We start from the raw sequence: 15,748 nt of genomic DNA, 5'->3' as shown, positions 1-15,748 counted from the left end.
AATACTTATTTTGATTTATTTGGAAGTAGCCCTCCGCACTAGTGTATACTATAATGTATGTGAAAATTTGCGTTTCAAAGGATGATAGGATGCTAGAAGAATATTTAACGAATGTACGCGAACGTTGCCACGTGAATGGTTTAGACCCAAAAGTGATACCCACCTTTGAGCGATTAACTGATGAGGAGCTTGAAAAAATTCAGTTAGAATATAAAGACACACTTGATATTATTCGTTTGTTTATGAATAAGTTCCTAGAAAAAAGCAAAGGAATTCCATTATTAGTAGCAGTGACTGATGATAAATGCAATATTATTGAATACTTAGGAGATCCTAGCCTGGAGGACACGGTGGTCAATCAGGTTGGGTTGAAAAAAGGAGTGCAATTTTCTGAAGAGCAAGCTGGTGTCAATTCTGTTTTAGCTGCACTAGAGCTCGGGGTTTCTGTACAAGTTGTGGGAGAGGAGCACTTCTATTCCTTCCTTGCTGAGACGGCCTGTTATAGTGTTCCTTTAATTCATCAAAATCGAGTGGTTGGGACAATTTCGATCATGACGTTTCTTCAAGTAGCAAATCCTTTGATTATGGCATCCTTGGAAACCGTGGTTGATTCCATCCAACGTGAGCTTGACCTTTTAGAGAAGAATCGCTATCTTAATGAAATGAATCACATGGTACTAGAGCAGTCTAATTCTGGTTACATTATAGTGAACAAATATAGTGAAGTAATAAAGATAAATCCAAAAGCGTATGGGATTTTCGATTTGAATCACAATAAGAAACCATCCTCCATTAAGGAGTTAAACCTATTGAGGGAAGTTCACGACCTTCACTTACAGGGGAATGATATTCATGATTATAAGATTTTTTTCCAGCATGGAAAGGAAACGAGAACTTGTTTGATAAATTTCTTTCCTTTTCAGGAAGGAACCCTTATTCAACTTCATGATATTACGGAATATACAAAAACGGAATCCTATATCCAAAATGCCGAAAAGCTGGCAATTGTCGGGCAAATGGCAGCAGGAGTGGCGCATGAAATCAAAAATCCTCTAACTACATTAAAGGGCTTCATTCAAATATCTCAGCAAACTAATGAGGATAATTTTTATTCTGAGATTATGCTAAAAGAGATTGAAAGAATCAATCAGATTACCAATGAGTTTCTTGTGCTATCAAAACCAACTGTTCAAAAAAAGGATATCTACGATGTTCGTGACTTAATCAGTGAAATGGGTATTTTACTTTCAAGCTTTACGATAGTCAAAAATGTGAATATTATCTATGATTTTGAGGAAGTTCCGTTAGTTTTTATTGATGGCAATCAATTGAAGCAGGTTTTTATTAATTTGGTGAAAAATAGTGTAGAAGCAATGGACAAAAATGGAACACTAACCATTAGTGTGAAAAAGCTTGCTAATAATATGCTTCTTATTTGTTTTGCTGACAACGGCAAAGGGTTTCCTGACGAGATTCTAATGCGTATGGGTCAGCCCTTTTTGACAACAAAGAAGCATGGAAATGGGCTGGGACTGATGGTTTGCAAACGCATTGTTGAAACAATTCATCATGGTGAACTGCATATTAGAAATGCCCAAGACAGTGGAGCAGTGGTGGAAATTCTTTTGCCACAGACTAACTAAAAATCCATTTTTATTCACACCAACGTTCATATTTTACAAATGATAGACCGCACATGGTGTGGTCTTTATTATTGCCAAGTATGTTAAGTCAGTAGGTTGGTTCATCCTCTATCTTTGTCTTCCTTCCCTAGAAAGCGTTATACTATGAAAAATACTATAATTTTGGGAGGATTTTTAAGTGGAAAACAAAATCGTCATTGTCACTGGGGCTGCGAATGGTATTGGAAAAGGCATTGCCGAAGCTTTTATCGAGAAAGGTGCAATTGTAATCCTCGCTGACCTTAATCTTAAAGCTGGACAAGCGCTTCAAAAAGAACTAGGAGATCATTCGCTGTTTGTACAGACTGATGTGCGTAAAGAGGAAGATATCATCAATTTAATGAACACGACGTTGACGCAATTTAACAAAATCGACATTCTCATCAACAATGCAGGTGTTTTTCGGTTTACCCCCCTTCATGAGTTTACCGTGGAAGCATGGGACGATGTGATTCACACGAATTTGCGAAGTGTGTTCATCGCATCAAAGGAAGCATCCAAGCACATGAAAAACGGCGGGTCCATTGTAAATATCGCTTCTACACGGGCAAAAATGTCTGAGCCGAACTCAGAAGCTTATGCGGCCACAAAAGGTGGAATTGTCGCACTTACTCATGCACTGGCTGCATCTTTAAGTGATTACAACATCACTGTAAATGCGATTTCCCCAGGGTGGATCCAGACAGAAAACTATGAGGACTTACGAGAAAAAGATCACACCCAACATTTATCCAATCGAGTTGGGAAGCCTTCGGATATTGCTAAGGCCTGTTTGTATTTAACTGATTCAGAAAACAACTTTGTTAATGGGGAAAACCTGACAATAGATGGTGGCATGACGAGAAAAATGATTTATGAAGGGTAAACTCGAATGAGAGAAAAGGTTAAAAAGGATTTAATCCTTTATCAAAAAGCGCACCAAAACAAATGGAATCAATGGCTTCATTACTTTGCCTTTCTATTTGCATTCTTAGCTTGGATTTTTTTGTTTATTAATTGGTGGGTGACACTTGGGCTTGCTGCATTACACTATGTGTTTTCGTGGGTTGGCCACTTTTACTTTGAACAAAATAAACCAGCATCCTTTAAGTATCCTATACTTGGCTTTTATGCAGGGTTTACTTGGTTTTTTATACGAAGTTTTGAATTGTTATCTGGGAAAAGAATTTTACCGTAATGAACAAAACGCTTCACGGCAGCTTACATACCGTGAAGCGTTTTTACTTTCTATTCTTGAGGTTTCAAATTCCCTTGCCCTTAGTTTTATATATGGGCTTAGAATTGGGTATTCGTTTGATTTTCGAATAATTGAATTCACAAGACACATTAGGCAAAGAAAGGAATAGAATACCATGAAAGATAAAATCCAGCTGAAAAATTTGAGTCATCAAATTTCAAGCAATACATTTCAGATTTAAGTCTTCTGTTTGTTAAACAAAGTAAACATTAGAATTGGAGGGTGAAATATGTCTGGAGGATATGTAGGTGCAGGAGGATTTGCATTAGTAGTAGTGTTATTTATTCTACTAATAATTGTAGGTGCTGCTTTCGTCGGTGGCGGAGGCTACGGTTACTAATATTTCATGAATACTATCATTAATTTTCCTCTTTTTATCTATAAAAGAAAAGGTCTGAATTGAACGATTCTTTTGCAAATGAAGAGGAATATCTAAAATACCTTAAAAGACTGCAGGACGGAAAAACGAATAGTTTTTCGTCCTGTTTTTTCTATTTTATTTAGTAGCACAATGGATTGATTGAAATTGACTGAAAAATAAGTTTTCATTACAATGTTAGTAGCTTAATAAAAATCTTTAACAAGAAGGTGATTATGTGGAAGCAAGAATTAAAATAGTTGAACCTAAAGACGCAGAAGGTAAGCTAAAAGAGCTGTATGACAAATTTAATGGTCAATTGGCCAACATACTCAAGGTGCATTCATTAAATCCTAAATCCCTTGAATCTCATTATGAATATTATAAAGTAATTATGTTTGGAAAATCTCCTTTGCCAAGAGTAACGCGAGAAATGATTGCTACTGTAGTGTCATCAGAGAATGAATGTTTTTACTGAATGGAACATCATGGGGCGGCGCTCCATTTGTTAACGAAAGATCAAAAGCTTGTTAATGATCTTAAGAAAAATTACTTAGAGGTGTCATTAGATCAAAAAACAAAAGCAATTTTGGATTATGCAGTAAAATTGACAAAAAAACCACATAGCATCAGAGATGAAGATGTTGAAAATTTACGATTTAACGGTTGTTCTGATCAAGAAATTCTAGATATATGTCAAATTGCTTCTTATTTTAATTTTGTAAATAGAATGGCTGAAGGGCTAGGAGTGAAACTGGAAAAGATGTAAGTACAAGAAAGGGGTGCTTAACATAGCAACCCTTTCCCATTAATACTAGCACTTGAAGCAAATTGCTCCTACAATGATCAATAGGATGAAAAGGACAACGATTAGAGCAAAACCTGAACCGTATCCGTATCCTCCATAACCATATCCGCCATATCCAAAACAAGACATAAGTTTTCACCTCCTTATTTCGTACACTATATATGTATGTTTCAATTGAATTAACAGATTGGATGTTTGTCTAAGTTTTATTATGAATTATAAAAATACTATTTTTTTCCCAAGATGAATGCCTAATCACAATTGGGAGGTTTTGAATATAGTATTGAAAAGTATGATAAAAACCTCTAGGTAGGAACACTCTTTTTCAAGTGATCTACTTAGAGGTACTAGATTAATTGCCATTCCTAATTAGTAACCACATTTACCAACTGCTGCAGCTCCAACAATTACAAGCAAGATAAACAGCACAACGATTAATGCAAACCCATTTGCATATCCAGACATAATGACACCACCTTTACTAGCTTTAAAGATGAATGAGTTATACCAACAACAAACATCTTTAATATAAAGATATTCGAGATATCTTGGAATGATTGGGTGATTTCCACAGGCTTGGATAACTTTTTACAGTGAAAGAGAAAAATTAGTGGTGTGGTGATAAAGAATTAATTTATGAGGGGGAAACATGGAAAGAAAGAATTAGAAACGTCTTACTCCATGAATCTTAATTTTATGAAGTTTTGAATGGCTAACTTGGAAAAGTATCTTACCGAAGTAAACAAAACGCTTCACGGCAACTTATACCGTGAAGCGTTTTTACTTTTTATTGTTGAGGTTTTGTATAGTTCAAATCCCACTTCACACCGAACTGATCTTGAACGCTTCCGAATTTTGCATTCCAGAAGGTATCTTGAAGCTCCATTAGAACTTTGCCATTTTCACTAAGTTTTGCGTAAAGAGTGTCGATTTGTTCTTCGCTTTCCATTTCCAGCATGAGGGAAACGTTACTTCCTACTTCTACTGTTTGACCTGGGAAGGTGTCAGACGCCATTAATTGCATATTGCCTTTTTCAAAGCGTGCATGCATCACAAGCTCTGCGGCTTCTGGTGGTGTCGGAAAGTCCGCTTCTCCAAATAACATAATGGAAGTGATTTCACCTTCAAACACTTCTTTGTAAAATTCCAAAGCTTGTCTTGCATTTCCGTTAAACGCTAAATAAGGAACAGCTTGATATTTCAACATTCAACACTCCTTTTTATAGAATATGTACTTACTATTTCATTATATAGGACGGTCAAGAAAAAGTAAAGAACATACGTTCGACAAAATAGTGATCTTTTTACTCAGCTATTGATTTTTGAAAAATGCATGGCGTCCTGAGGGAAGATTTGTGTGGCTCTTAGGCTACGCCTGTTCTGGGGTTCCAATGTAGTGGGACGCTTCGTTTTTTCTTCCTATCAACAGCTAGAAAGTATCGGTAATTCACTATGCACTGTTAACATTTTCTAACAAAAACATTGAAAGCGCATTCTTGTGCTCGTATAATATAAAAAGTCGAAACGTTTCAATTATGACAAAAGGGGATGTGACATTCATGGCTAGAATTACTTGTGATTTTTTTTCTGAGGCGTTACAATGCTCCACTTCGATGACGGTTTTGTTGCCACAGCCGAATTCGCATATAGGGGTCACCTCAAAGGTGAAACAGAAAAAGCATCCAACACTTTATTTGCTTCATGGTCTTTCCGATGACCATACGATTTGGACAAGATTCACATCCATTGAGAGGTATGCATCTTCCCTTGGCTGGGCCATTGTCATGCCTGCAGCCGGACGAAGTTTTTATACGAATATGGAGCATGGATATGATTTTTACACCTATGTCAGTGAAGAAGTACCTCAGCTCGCGCAAAGCTTTTTCCCGCTCTCTGAAAAAAGAGAGGAAAACTTTATTGCCGGTCTCTCAATGGGAGGGTATGGGGCATTTAAGGTGGCGTTAAGAAACCCAGAGAAATTTGCTGCAGCGGCCAGTATGTCAGGCTCACTCGATATTAACGAGAGAATGCCGGCGTTTCCACGGGATTTCAAGCATATATTTGGAGATCGTCCGATTGTAGGAAGTGAGGATGATCTATATCATTTGGCAACTAACATCAAGGCACCATCACCAATGTTATATCAATGCTGTGGAACAGAGGATCATAATTATGAGGCGAATGTTCGTTTTCGTGATTATGCGTTACAAGCTGGTCTGAGCCTTACCTTTGAAGATGGTCCAGGGGGACATGATTGGGGTTATTGGGACAAGCAGATTGGGAACGTTCTAGCGTTTTTTGAAAATCAGCTCTAATAGGGGGACTATATGTCATTAATAGAAAGCTATCACTTCACGATACATCCAAAGGGTACCTTATTATTTTTTGCAAAATCAGATATGAACGTAGCTGGTCAGTTTGATGAGTGCTGGCTGGCGATATCAGATAAGGAAATTCTCCTGCTGAATGAAAAGGGTAGTGTATTAAAGAACATTATGTTGGAGGATGTGAACTCATGTAAGCTCGAGCAATATGTTGGTGCCGGGGCACTCATCATAGAAACATGTATTGGAAGAGAAGTGCTGCTTCGTTTTTCCTCCTCCATGCTACAAAAGTTTTCCATAGCGGATAAAGTCATGAGCAGCTTGGCAAAAAATGAACCTGTGCCAACAATCTCAAAAGCGGATCAGCCGAAGCTTTGTCAAAAGTGTCAGCGTCCATTTGAGGATGGCACAGAGGTTTGTTCTGTTTGTGTGGATAGAAAAAAGGTAATTGGCAGAGTGTTAGAATTTGCGAAGCCGTATCGTGGCAAGATGGCACTTGCAGCATTGTTTTTAGTGGCTGCCACCCTTTTGGAGCTTGCACCACCATATTTAACGAAGGTGCTTGTAGATGAGGTGTTAGAACCAAAGGAATTAGGGAGTTCTCTTTTCATTTTAGTCCTGCTGCTTGGAGTTACCGCGCTTACGCTTACCTTAATGCAGTTTTTACAAGGAATCTTAGGTGTTTGGATCGGTAGTAAAATAATGGAGGATATGAGAAGAGAAATCTATGAATCTCTCATGAGGCTTTCTGTGAGCTATTTTGATAGAAGACAAACCTCTCAGTTTATAGGAAGAGTAAACAGTGATGCGGAGTCGATAAGGCAGTTTTTAACGGATGGTGTGTTGTATGTAATTGGGCAAATGATGCTTCTAATCGCTATTATCATCATGATGTTTAGCCTTGATTGGCAGCTAGCGCTATTTGCTCTTCTCCCTTCCCCGCTTGTGGTACTGTTTTCTGTTATCATTTGGCCGCGTGTGCAGCATTTGTGGTATAAGCAATGGCAGTCCATCAATAAATTGAACATGATTGTCGGTGATACGCTGCAAGGAATTCGTGTCGTAAAGGCTTTTGGACAGGAAGGGCAAGAGCAGAATCGCTACATGGAGGGAAACCAGCAGCTTATGCGACAAACGTTGAAAACAGATGGTCTGTGGCAAGGGGTATTTCCGTTGTTTTCGTTTGTGACAGGCTCTGGGATGCTGCTTGTTTGGTATATTGGCGGGCTATCCGTTATTAGTGAGGATATTTCACTTGGGACACTTCTTGCTTTTGTTGCGTATCTTGGAATGTTTTTTGGTCCCCTGCAATGGTTTAATCAAATGATCAGCTGGGTGACAAGGGCAATTTCCTCCGCGAACAGAATTTTTGAAATTATGGACGCACCTTCAGAGGTTCCTGATAAAGAGACTGCAAGGGTGCTGGATAAAATAGCAGGACATGTACAATTGGAAAAAGTAACATTTGGCTATGAAAAACACCTTCCTGTTTTGAAAAACATCAGCCTTGATGTGAAGCCAGGTGAAATGATTGGACTTGTCGGGCATTCTGGTGCCGGAAAGTCAACGCTCATCAACCTGATTACCCGATTTTATGATCCGAATGAAGGCCGAATTTTACTAGATGGTGTAGATCTCAAGGATCTAAAGCAGGAGCAGCTACATCAAAGTATCGGGGTAGTGTTGCAGGAGACGTTCTTGTTTGATGGAACCATTGCCGAAAATATTGCGTATTCCAAGCAGGATGCGACCCCAGAGGAAATTATGAGGGCAGCTAAAATTGCCAATGCTCATGAGTTTATTGTGAAAATGTCCGATGGATATGACATGAAGGTTGGCGAACGGGGCCATCGTTTATCAGGAGGACAAAAGCAACGAATTGCGATTGCAAGGGCGATTTTGCACGATCCGCGGATTTTGATATTAGATGAAGCGACTGCCTCGGTTGATACGGAAACAGAAAGGAAAATCCAAGAAGCCATTTCTAGACTAGTTAAAGGCAGAACTACTTTTGCTATCGCGCATCGTCTTTCTACACTCAGAAATGCAGATAGACTGGTGGTGGTTGATAAGGGAATGATTGCTGAGGTTGGCACACACGAAGAGCTGCTTGAGAAAGAGGGAATCTATTATAAGCTGGTAGAGGCGCAAAAAGAGCTCTCCCAGATTAAAGGAGTAGAGGTAGGATGAGCGAGCTTTACGATATCAAAATCTTTCGGTCTGATGAAGTGGCGTTTTTTAAGTGTGATAGTGGTCCCTTGCAAATGAGAGTTGGAGGGAAAGTATTGGAGGAGATATCGATTCATCGAGCCTTTCCATTTTCTGCTCCTTATGAACACCTATCCGTCTGGAATGGGGAAACCGAATTAGGAATCATCCATAACATAGAGGATTTAGATAAGGAAAGTCAAAAAGCCCTCAAGCAAGAGCTGCATGTGCGTTATGTAATTCCTGAAGTTACTAGAGTCCTTTCGATAAAAGAAGAGCCTGGTTTATGGACTTTCAACTTAGAGACAGACCGTGGGAAAATGAAGCTAATGATGAGAAATATTCATGAACACCTCACAGTGCTACCCCAAAACCGAATTATTATTACCGACATGGACGGGAAAAGATGTGAAATACGTAGTCTAAAATCACTCGATCTCTCTAGTAGAAAAGAGCTTTCAAAAGTAATTTAAACGGAATGTCGTAGATTTATCCTGATTATAAGCAGTACCTAGCTGATGATTGGAGAAAATGGCGGAGACTCCACGCGGGAACGAAGCGATAGACTGGAGACCCCACAGGCGCAGCCGAGGAGGTTTATATATCGCCCCGCAGGACGCGGAGCCATTTGCGGAAATCAACAGCGGCATTCAACGGAAAGTCTTTTCAGATAGTTTTTATCGAATCGATTCTACTAGAGGGATCGGTTCTTTTTTATTTGTTTCACAAACCTAGAAATAAAGGAAATTGATTCCAATCCCTTATGTAGTAAGAACTTTCAAACAAATCTATCAGTCTACGAAAATATTTCGAAAATATTATTGTAATCGTTTTCAAGAGGGAGTATAATGACGTTAGTGAAACGTATCAATTGCAGATGAAACAAAGATAAAAGGTTGATTTTACTCTCCTTTTTATTTTTGCGAACGAATTGAAACGTTTCGATAAGCAGTGAAATAATAAATTGAGGGGTGTATGTTAATGAAGTTGGTAAAGCCTTGGATCGCCATTCTTGCGTCGTTCATGCTTGTGGTTGGGTGCAGTAACAATAATGCATCAAATGAAACAAACGATGAAAAAAGCAAGGAAGATCAAGTAACGATTAAATTTGCAAGCTGGGCTCTTGGAACGGAAGAAGATCAAAATCTTGAGCGTTTAATGATTGATGCATTTGAAGAGGAACATCCAAACATTAAAGTAGAAATTGATGAGTCGATTGCAACGGATGATTGGAACAACTCGTTATCTTCTGCGGCAAGTGCAAATGCGATGCCAGATTTATTTATGGTTTCTCAAGTGCCAACTGGTCTTGCTAATGACTGGTTACTAGATGTAACAGAAATGGCAAAAGCAGATGAGGAATTTGCCAAAATTCCTGAAGTTGTCACAAACTCTGTTACATACAATGAGTCTATTTACGCTATTCCAAGTGCACAGCATTTCCTTGGTTATTTTGTAAATAAAGACCTTTACAACCAGGCAAACCTGGATGTACCTGAATATGGTTTTTCCGTTGATGAATTTACTGAATCTGTACGCTCTATCACAAATGTAAAAAATGGAGTAGTTGGTTTAAACAACCCATTCGCGATTGTTGATTGGTATCCTTCAGCAGTAAACGAAGCAATTGGCTGGTATACCTTTAATGATGGTGAGTATCACTTAGATAGCAATGAATTTATTTCTGGTGTAAACCTAACAAGCAACTTTGTAACAAACGGGTATTCTTATGACAACCTAACGGATGATCAAAAAGCGAACTTTAATGGGGAGCATGCCGGTGAAGTATTTGCTAGCGGTGGAATTGGTCTAAATTGGGACGGTTCTTGGGCAGTAGAAAACTTCTCTAAAAACCTTGATTTTGATTGGGATTTTGTTGGAACACCTGGTGGAAGAACAGTCATCGTAAATGACTTTATGGGAATCTCTAAATCTACAGAGCATCCTGAGGAAGCTTACACATTTGCTAAATGGATGAGCTTTGGTAAAGAAGGATTCTTAAAGCGTATTGATTTAGCGGTAGAACATGAAAAAGCAATTAACAACCTACCTGTTACACAAGACGAAGAAGTATTAGATGCATTCTTTGAAGTGCAGGATATTCCTGGATTACGTACAGCCTATGACAACCTTGGAAAAGGAATTGTAGAGCCTGTGAAAACAGTACCAGGCTTTGTTCAATCAAGATGGGAAGCACCAACTGGTGTCGCTGTTGGAGACAACCCGAACGTCAATATCGCTGGATTGATTGATGCAAGTATTAAAGGCGAACTTAAAATTGAAGATTATGCTGCTCAAATTAATGAATTAGCAAATCAAAAGTACAAAGAAGGTAAAGAAGCGATTGGTCAATAAGATATAATCGTGATGAATGAGCTCAACTGTGAAGGGGATGGGGATTAGATATGAAACGTAAAATGATGTTCTGGTCATTAATATTGCTTTTGCTAGTACCAGGCCAACTCGCATTTGCTGATAAAGAGAAAAGCCTTGAGCAGGTGGCAGAACAAGTCATTGAACCTCGCTATCTATCAATCCTTAAGCAGTGGAATGAAGTGGGACAAGACAACGCGCAAGAAGTCGAGCGCGTTGTTGCTCCCACTGATTTTTTATCCAAGGATGAGAATAGCCTGCTTTCTGGTGCTGAAAGTAAAGAGTATGGGGAACAGGTTTATGCTTGGGGCGATCAAGATGTTATCACGATAGAAGTGGAAGTAGACGAAGACGGTTTATATGAGCTTGGCTTTGATTATTATCCTCTAGGAGAAGGAATTGTTCCTATTGAAGGATCGATTCAGGTGAACGGTGAGTTTCCGTATTATGAGAGCCGCCGTATCATTTTCCCGAAGGATTGGAAAAGTGCCACGAATGATTTTGAGCAGGACCGTTTTGGAGATGAAATCATCCCAGCACAGATGTCGGTTGAAAAATGGCATTTTGTAAAGGCGGAGGATTCCAGTTATTTGCACTCCAGACCTTTAAAGTATGAGTTGAAAAAAGGCAAAAACACGATTACCCTAACGAATTTACGTGGAGAAATGCTGCTTGGCAATGTATACGTAAACAGTGTGGGAACGATCCCTACATATGAAGAATACCAAAAGAAACACGAGGGGAATCTCACCAACGCTGAGACAGTAACAGTCGAAGCAGAGCACCCTTCTATAAAAAATAGCTCTTTTATTAGACCTGTAAATAGACAAGACGCTTCTGTTGTCCCATATAAACGTGACAGACGCCTTCTTAACGCGCTTGGCGGGGATTCATGGCAGACGAGCGGACAACAAGCTTCATGGGAAATAGAAGTAGAAGAAGCAGGCTACTACCAGATTTCCTTAAAGGTCTTACAGGAAAAACAAACCGGGTTTCCGGTGTTTAGAACCGTCATGATTAACGGAGAAGTACCATTTGAAGAAGTGGAGCATTACTCCTTTGAGCAGGAAAAAAACTGGGTGAATGAAACGCTCAGCAACGAAAACGAAGAACCATTATTATTTTACTTAAACAAGGGGAAAAACACCCTAACACTAAAAGTTGATGCCTCACCTGTTAACACGACATTATTTGAAATGGATCAAGTAATGAGAGGAATAGAAGAGCTCAGCTTATCCATTAAACGACTAACTGGAAATAACCAAGATCGCTCACGCGGGTGGAGAATTACCGAGTACATGCCTGAGATTGAAGAAAAGCTTTCTACATGGGCAGATAATTTAGAAGCGGAAAGTGAGTATTTGCTTGAGTTAAGTAATGGAAGAGAATCAGTAGAAATTGTGTCGTTGCAAATTGCAGTGGAAAGACTGCGAGAGCTTGCGGCAGATCCTGATAAAATTCCAGCGCGCTTAACACAGCTTTCTGAAGGCTCTAGCTCTGTCGCGCAGCTTCTTGGAAAAGCAACACTGGACTTGAAAAAACAGCCATTAATAATGGATCGACTATATATTCATGGTGACGATGCGTTACCAAAACCAGAGCTTGGATTTTTTGCTAAAACAAAGGAATCTATTCTTAAATTTTTCCACTCCTTCCAGTCCAATACTTTGGCAACTGAGAAGGTAGACGATGATGTTGTGGAAGTCTGGGTGAACAGACCGCGTCAATATGTGGAATTGATGCAGAACATGGCCGATCAGAACTTTACGCCAGAAACGGGCATTAAAGTCAGGTTCTCCATTATGCCATCGGAGCAAAAACTCATTCTCGCAAATGCTGCGAACAGTCAGCCTGATCTAGCACTTGGAATCAGCAGCTGGCTTCCCTACGAGCTTGCCATTCGTGATGCAGCATATGACCTACGACAGTTTGATGACTTTGATGATACGCTTGGTCATTTTTCACCTGGGGCTTTCCTGCCAATGATGATTGATGATCAAGTGTACGGTATTCCAGAAACACAGGATTTCTTTGTTCAGTTTTATCGGAAGGATATTATGAATGCCCTTGATATCCCTGTTCCTGATACATGGGATGATGTCGTGAACGTTCTACCAGAGCTGCAGCGCTTTGGATTAAACTACTATACCCCAATTGCCGGTGCAGTAGCCTTTAAGCCATTCCAAGCAACCTCTCCTTTCATTTATCAACATCAAGGAGATTTGTATGAAGAGGATGGAATGGGAACGACGATTAATAGTGATGAAACCTTACGTGGAATTCAGCTAATGACGGATTTAAATACAATTTATAGTACGCCGTTGCAGGTGCCAAATTTCTATAACCATTTCCGTTATTCCACCCTGCCAATAGGTGTCTCTAACTTCCAAACCTATGTAGAGCTAACATCAGCAGCCCCAGAGCTTTCTGGTTGGTGGGACATCTCCCCGCACCCTGGTGTGAAGCAGGAGAATGGAACCGTGGAAAGATGGGCAACAGGCTCTGGCCAATCTGGAATGATTTTTAACGGCAGTAAAAATAAAGACGAGGCTTGGGAGCTGTTGAAATGGTGGATGTCCACGGAAACGCAAACCGACTTTGCGACGACCCTGCAAATCATGTATGGTCCTTCCTACATGTGGAATACAGCAAACCTTGATGCCTTTAAGCAATTGCCATGGCCAGAGGAACATAAAGAAGTTATTTTAAAGCAATGGGAGTACTTGAAGGAAGTGCCAAAAACGCCTTACACGTATATGGTGGAGCGCGAAATCAGTAATGTATGGAACCGAGTGGTCTTTGATGGGGAAAATACACGCTCTGCCGTTGATGACGCGGTAGTCACGATAAACCGTGAAATGCGACGGAAAATGGAGGAGTTTGGCTACATGAAGGACGGTAAAGTGGTCAAGCCGTATCATATTCCAACGATTGAACAAGTAGAAAGCTGGGTGGAAGAAAATGAGGAGTAGCCTTCAAAAGCATGCAAGTACATCAATCTTTCTTGCACCATATTTAATCTTTTTCGCTACCTTTATTATCATACCAGTTGTGGTAGCCATTCTCTTGTCGTTTACGTACTTTAACGCAATTGAGATGCCTAGTTTTATCGGCCTTGCTAACTATGTCAGTGTGCTGACACAGGATGAGGTCTTCATGCAAATCGTCCTGCCTAACACGTTAATGTTTGCGGTAATTGTCGGGCCGGGAGGATATATTTTATCTTTCCTGCTTGCTTGGATGCTTGCACAAATTTCTAAGGGGCCGAGAACCATCCTCGCCCTCATAATTTATTCGCCATCGATGACAGCGGGGATTGCAATGGCTGTTGTCTGGACGATTATCTTCAGTGGAGACCAAACAGGATATTTGAATAGTCTTCTTATCACGATGGGGGTTATTTTTGAACCAGTACAATGGCTGCAATCTCCAGATCACCTGATGACGATTATGATTGTCGTTACGCTTTGGGGAAGCATGGGAGTAGGATTTCTTGCCATGCTTTCAGGGGTTTTAAACATAAACAAGGAAATCTATGAAGCTGGCTATATTGACGGGATAAAAAATAGATTTCAAGAAATTCTCTATATTACCATACCTTCAATGAAGCCACAAATGCTGTTTGGAGCTGTCATGGCGGTTGTGGGAACCTTCCAGGCAGGTGCCATTGGAGTAGCGTTATCAGGTGCCAACCCGACGCCGCAATATGCCGGACAGTTGATGGTCAACCACTTAGAGGATTATGGGTTTATCCGATACGAGATGGGGTACGCAGCAGCCATCTCGGTACTATTACTACTAATTGTTTATCTATTTTCAAAGGTTGCCTGGCGTTTATTTGGCGAAAAAGACTAAAGGGGAGGTAATGATGTGTCGGCATTTCATGGAACAAAAATTAATCCAGATCGATTTCACCGAAGTCAATTAAAGTTCTACGCATTTTTAGTACCGCTCGCCATCTTTATGGCTATGCCAATCGTCTTTGTCTTTTCTCACGCCTTTAAGCCGATTGATGAGCTTTTCGCTTATCCGCCACGCTTTTTTGTGCAAAAGCCGACGATGCAGAACTTTATTGATTTAATGAATAACACAAGTACTTCCGGCGTTCCAATGTCACGGTACTTGTTTAACAGTATTTCGATTACCTTGATTGTGGTGTTTGTCACCGTATTAATTTCTACGATGGCAGGGTACGCATTATCCAAGAAACGCTTTAAATTGAAAAAAACGATATTTGAAATTAACACACTTGCGCTGATGTTCGTATCTGCAGCTGTAGTGATACCACGTTATTTGCTCATTGAGAAAGTGGGATTACTGGACACGTTTCTTGTTCATATTTTCCCGCTAATCGCAATGCCAATTGGCCTGTTTCTCGTTAAACAATTCATTGATCAAATACCAAATGAGTTGATTGAGGCAGCTCAGATGGATGGGGCAACAGATTTTCAAATTTTTCGCAAAATCATCATTCCGCTGGTGAAGCCGGCAATTGCCACCATTGCGATATTATCCTTTCAGCTTGTCTGGAATAATACCGAAACCTCAACCTTGTTTGTTGATAATGAAAACTTAAAAACCTTTGCCTTTTATATGTCTACCCTATCATCTGCCACTACAGGCAATACGGTAGCAGGTCAAGGGATGGCGGCAGCCGCATCGTTAATTATGTTTATTCCAAATTTAATCATCTTTATCATCCTGCAAAGTCAAGTAATGAATACAATGGCACATTCAGGTATTAAGTAGAAAGGGGAG

General features: G+C 39.8%; 15 protein-coding genes. 12 read left to right on the top strand and 3 right to left on the bottom strand.

Annotated features, from left to right (window positions below; translation table 11 throughout):
* Window positions 1-53 precede the first annotated feature (53 nt).
* The 5 genes from FIU87_RS17590 to FIU87_RS21680 all read left to right on the top strand — a co-directional run bounded on the left by FIU87_RS17590 (window position 54) and on the right by FIU87_RS21680 (window position 4,046).
* Window positions 54-1,643, top strand: a complete 1,590-nt coding sequence (locus tag FIU87_RS17590; protein WP_152445772.1) for an ATP-binding protein — start codon at window positions 54-56, stop codon at window positions 1,641-1,643.
* A 178-nt stretch (window positions 1,644-1,821) separates the two neighbouring features.
* Complete coding sequence (locus FIU87_RS17585) at window positions 1,822-2,547, top strand: SDR family NAD(P)-dependent oxidoreductase (protein WP_152445771.1); 726 nt, start codon at window positions 1,822-1,824, stop codon at window positions 2,545-2,547.
* Window positions 2,548-2,553: 6 nt separating this feature from the next.
* A complete protein-coding gene (locus FIU87_RS17580; RefSeq protein WP_152445770.1) occupies window positions 2,554-2,859 on the top strand; it encodes a DUF962 domain-containing protein in 306 nt (101 codons plus the stop codon).
* A gap of 289 nt (window positions 2,860-3,148) precedes the next feature.
* Window positions 3,149-3,259 carry a YjcZ family sporulation protein gene (locus FIU87_RS17575; RefSeq protein ID WP_152445769.1) on the top strand — a complete coding sequence of 37 codons (111 nt, stop codon included), beginning with the start codon at window positions 3,149-3,151 and terminating at the stop codon, window positions 3,257-3,259.
* A 256-nt stretch (window positions 3,260-3,515) separates the two neighbouring features.
* On the top strand, window positions 3,516-4,046 hold the full coding sequence (locus tag FIU87_RS21680; RefSeq protein ID WP_367643895.1) for a peroxidase-related enzyme: 531 nt from the start codon (window positions 3,516-3,518) through the stop codon (window positions 4,044-4,046).
* A 45-nt stretch (window positions 4,047-4,091) separates the two neighbouring features.
* On the opposite strand, the gene FIU87_RS17560 is transcribed toward FIU87_RS21680, so the two are convergent.
* The 3 genes from FIU87_RS17560 to FIU87_RS17550 all read right to left on the bottom strand — a co-directional run bounded on the left by FIU87_RS17560 (window position 4,092) and on the right by FIU87_RS17550 (window position 5,289).
* Window positions 4,092-4,214, bottom strand: a complete 123-nt coding sequence (locus FIU87_RS17560) for a YjcZ family sporulation protein (RefSeq protein WP_152445766.1) — start codon at window positions 4,212-4,214, stop codon at window positions 4,092-4,094.
* A 240-nt stretch (window positions 4,215-4,454) separates the two neighbouring features.
* A complete protein-coding gene (locus tag FIU87_RS17555) occupies window positions 4,455-4,550 on the bottom strand; it encodes a YjcZ family sporulation protein (RefSeq protein WP_152445765.1) in 96 nt (31 codons plus the stop codon).
* Between the two features lie 322 nt (window positions 4,551-4,872).
* Window positions 4,873-5,289, bottom strand: a complete 417-nt coding sequence (locus FIU87_RS17550) for a VOC family protein (protein ID WP_216647577.1) — start codon at window positions 5,287-5,289, stop codon at window positions 4,873-4,875.
* Window positions 5,290-5,644: 355 nt separating this feature from the next.
* Between FIU87_RS17550 and FIU87_RS17545 the strand changes: the two genes are divergently transcribed.
* The 7 genes from FIU87_RS17545 (at window position 5,645) to FIU87_RS17515 (ending at window position 15,739) form a co-directional block, all read left to right on the top strand.
* A complete protein-coding gene (locus tag FIU87_RS17545; RefSeq protein WP_152445763.1) occupies window positions 5,645-6,400 on the top strand; it encodes an alpha/beta hydrolase in 756 nt (251 codons plus the stop codon).
* A gap of 12 nt (window positions 6,401-6,412) precedes the next feature.
* Complete coding sequence (locus tag FIU87_RS17540; RefSeq protein WP_152445762.1) at window positions 6,413-8,599, top strand: ABC transporter ATP-binding protein; 2,187 nt, start codon at window positions 6,413-6,415, stop codon at window positions 8,597-8,599.
* A complete protein-coding gene (locus tag FIU87_RS17535) occupies window positions 8,596-9,090 on the top strand; it encodes a DUF1854 domain-containing protein (protein ID WP_152445761.1) in 495 nt (164 codons plus the stop codon). Before FIU87_RS17540 ends, FIU87_RS17535 begins: the two co-directional genes overlap by 4 nt.
* Before the next feature lie 508 nt (window positions 9,091-9,598).
* Window positions 9,599-10,972 carry an ABC transporter substrate-binding protein gene (locus tag FIU87_RS17530; RefSeq protein WP_172971094.1) on the top strand — a complete coding sequence of 458 codons (1,374 nt, stop codon included), beginning with the start codon at window positions 9,599-9,601 and terminating at the stop codon, window positions 10,970-10,972.
* Between the two features lie 50 nt (window positions 10,973-11,022).
* Window positions 11,023-13,962 carry an extracellular solute-binding protein gene (locus FIU87_RS17525; RefSeq protein WP_253905452.1) on the top strand — a complete coding sequence of 980 codons (2,940 nt, stop codon included), beginning with the start codon at window positions 11,023-11,025 and terminating at the stop codon, window positions 13,960-13,962.
* The gene (locus tag FIU87_RS17520; RefSeq protein ID WP_152445759.1) at window positions 13,952-14,845 is read left to right on the top strand and encodes a carbohydrate ABC transporter permease; all 894 of its coding nucleotides are present in this window, start codon (window positions 13,952-13,954) and stop codon (window positions 14,843-14,845) included. The genes FIU87_RS17525 and FIU87_RS17520 overlap by 11 nt, the downstream gene beginning before the upstream one ends.
* A 15-nt stretch (window positions 14,846-14,860) precedes the next feature.
* On the top strand, window positions 14,861-15,739 hold the full coding sequence (locus FIU87_RS17515) for a carbohydrate ABC transporter permease (protein WP_152445758.1): 879 nt from the start codon (window positions 14,861-14,863) through the stop codon (window positions 15,737-15,739).
* Window positions 15,740-15,748 lie beyond the last annotated feature (9 nt).

Origin of the sequence: Bacillus sp. THAF10 (assembly GCF_009363695.1) — a bacterium.
In the GTDB taxonomy this organism is placed as follows: domain Bacteria; phylum Bacillota; class Bacilli; order Bacillales; family Bacillaceae_I; genus Sutcliffiella_A.
Note: the sequence above shows the minus strand (reverse complement) of the source record. Positions and strands in the feature narration are given on the sequence as shown.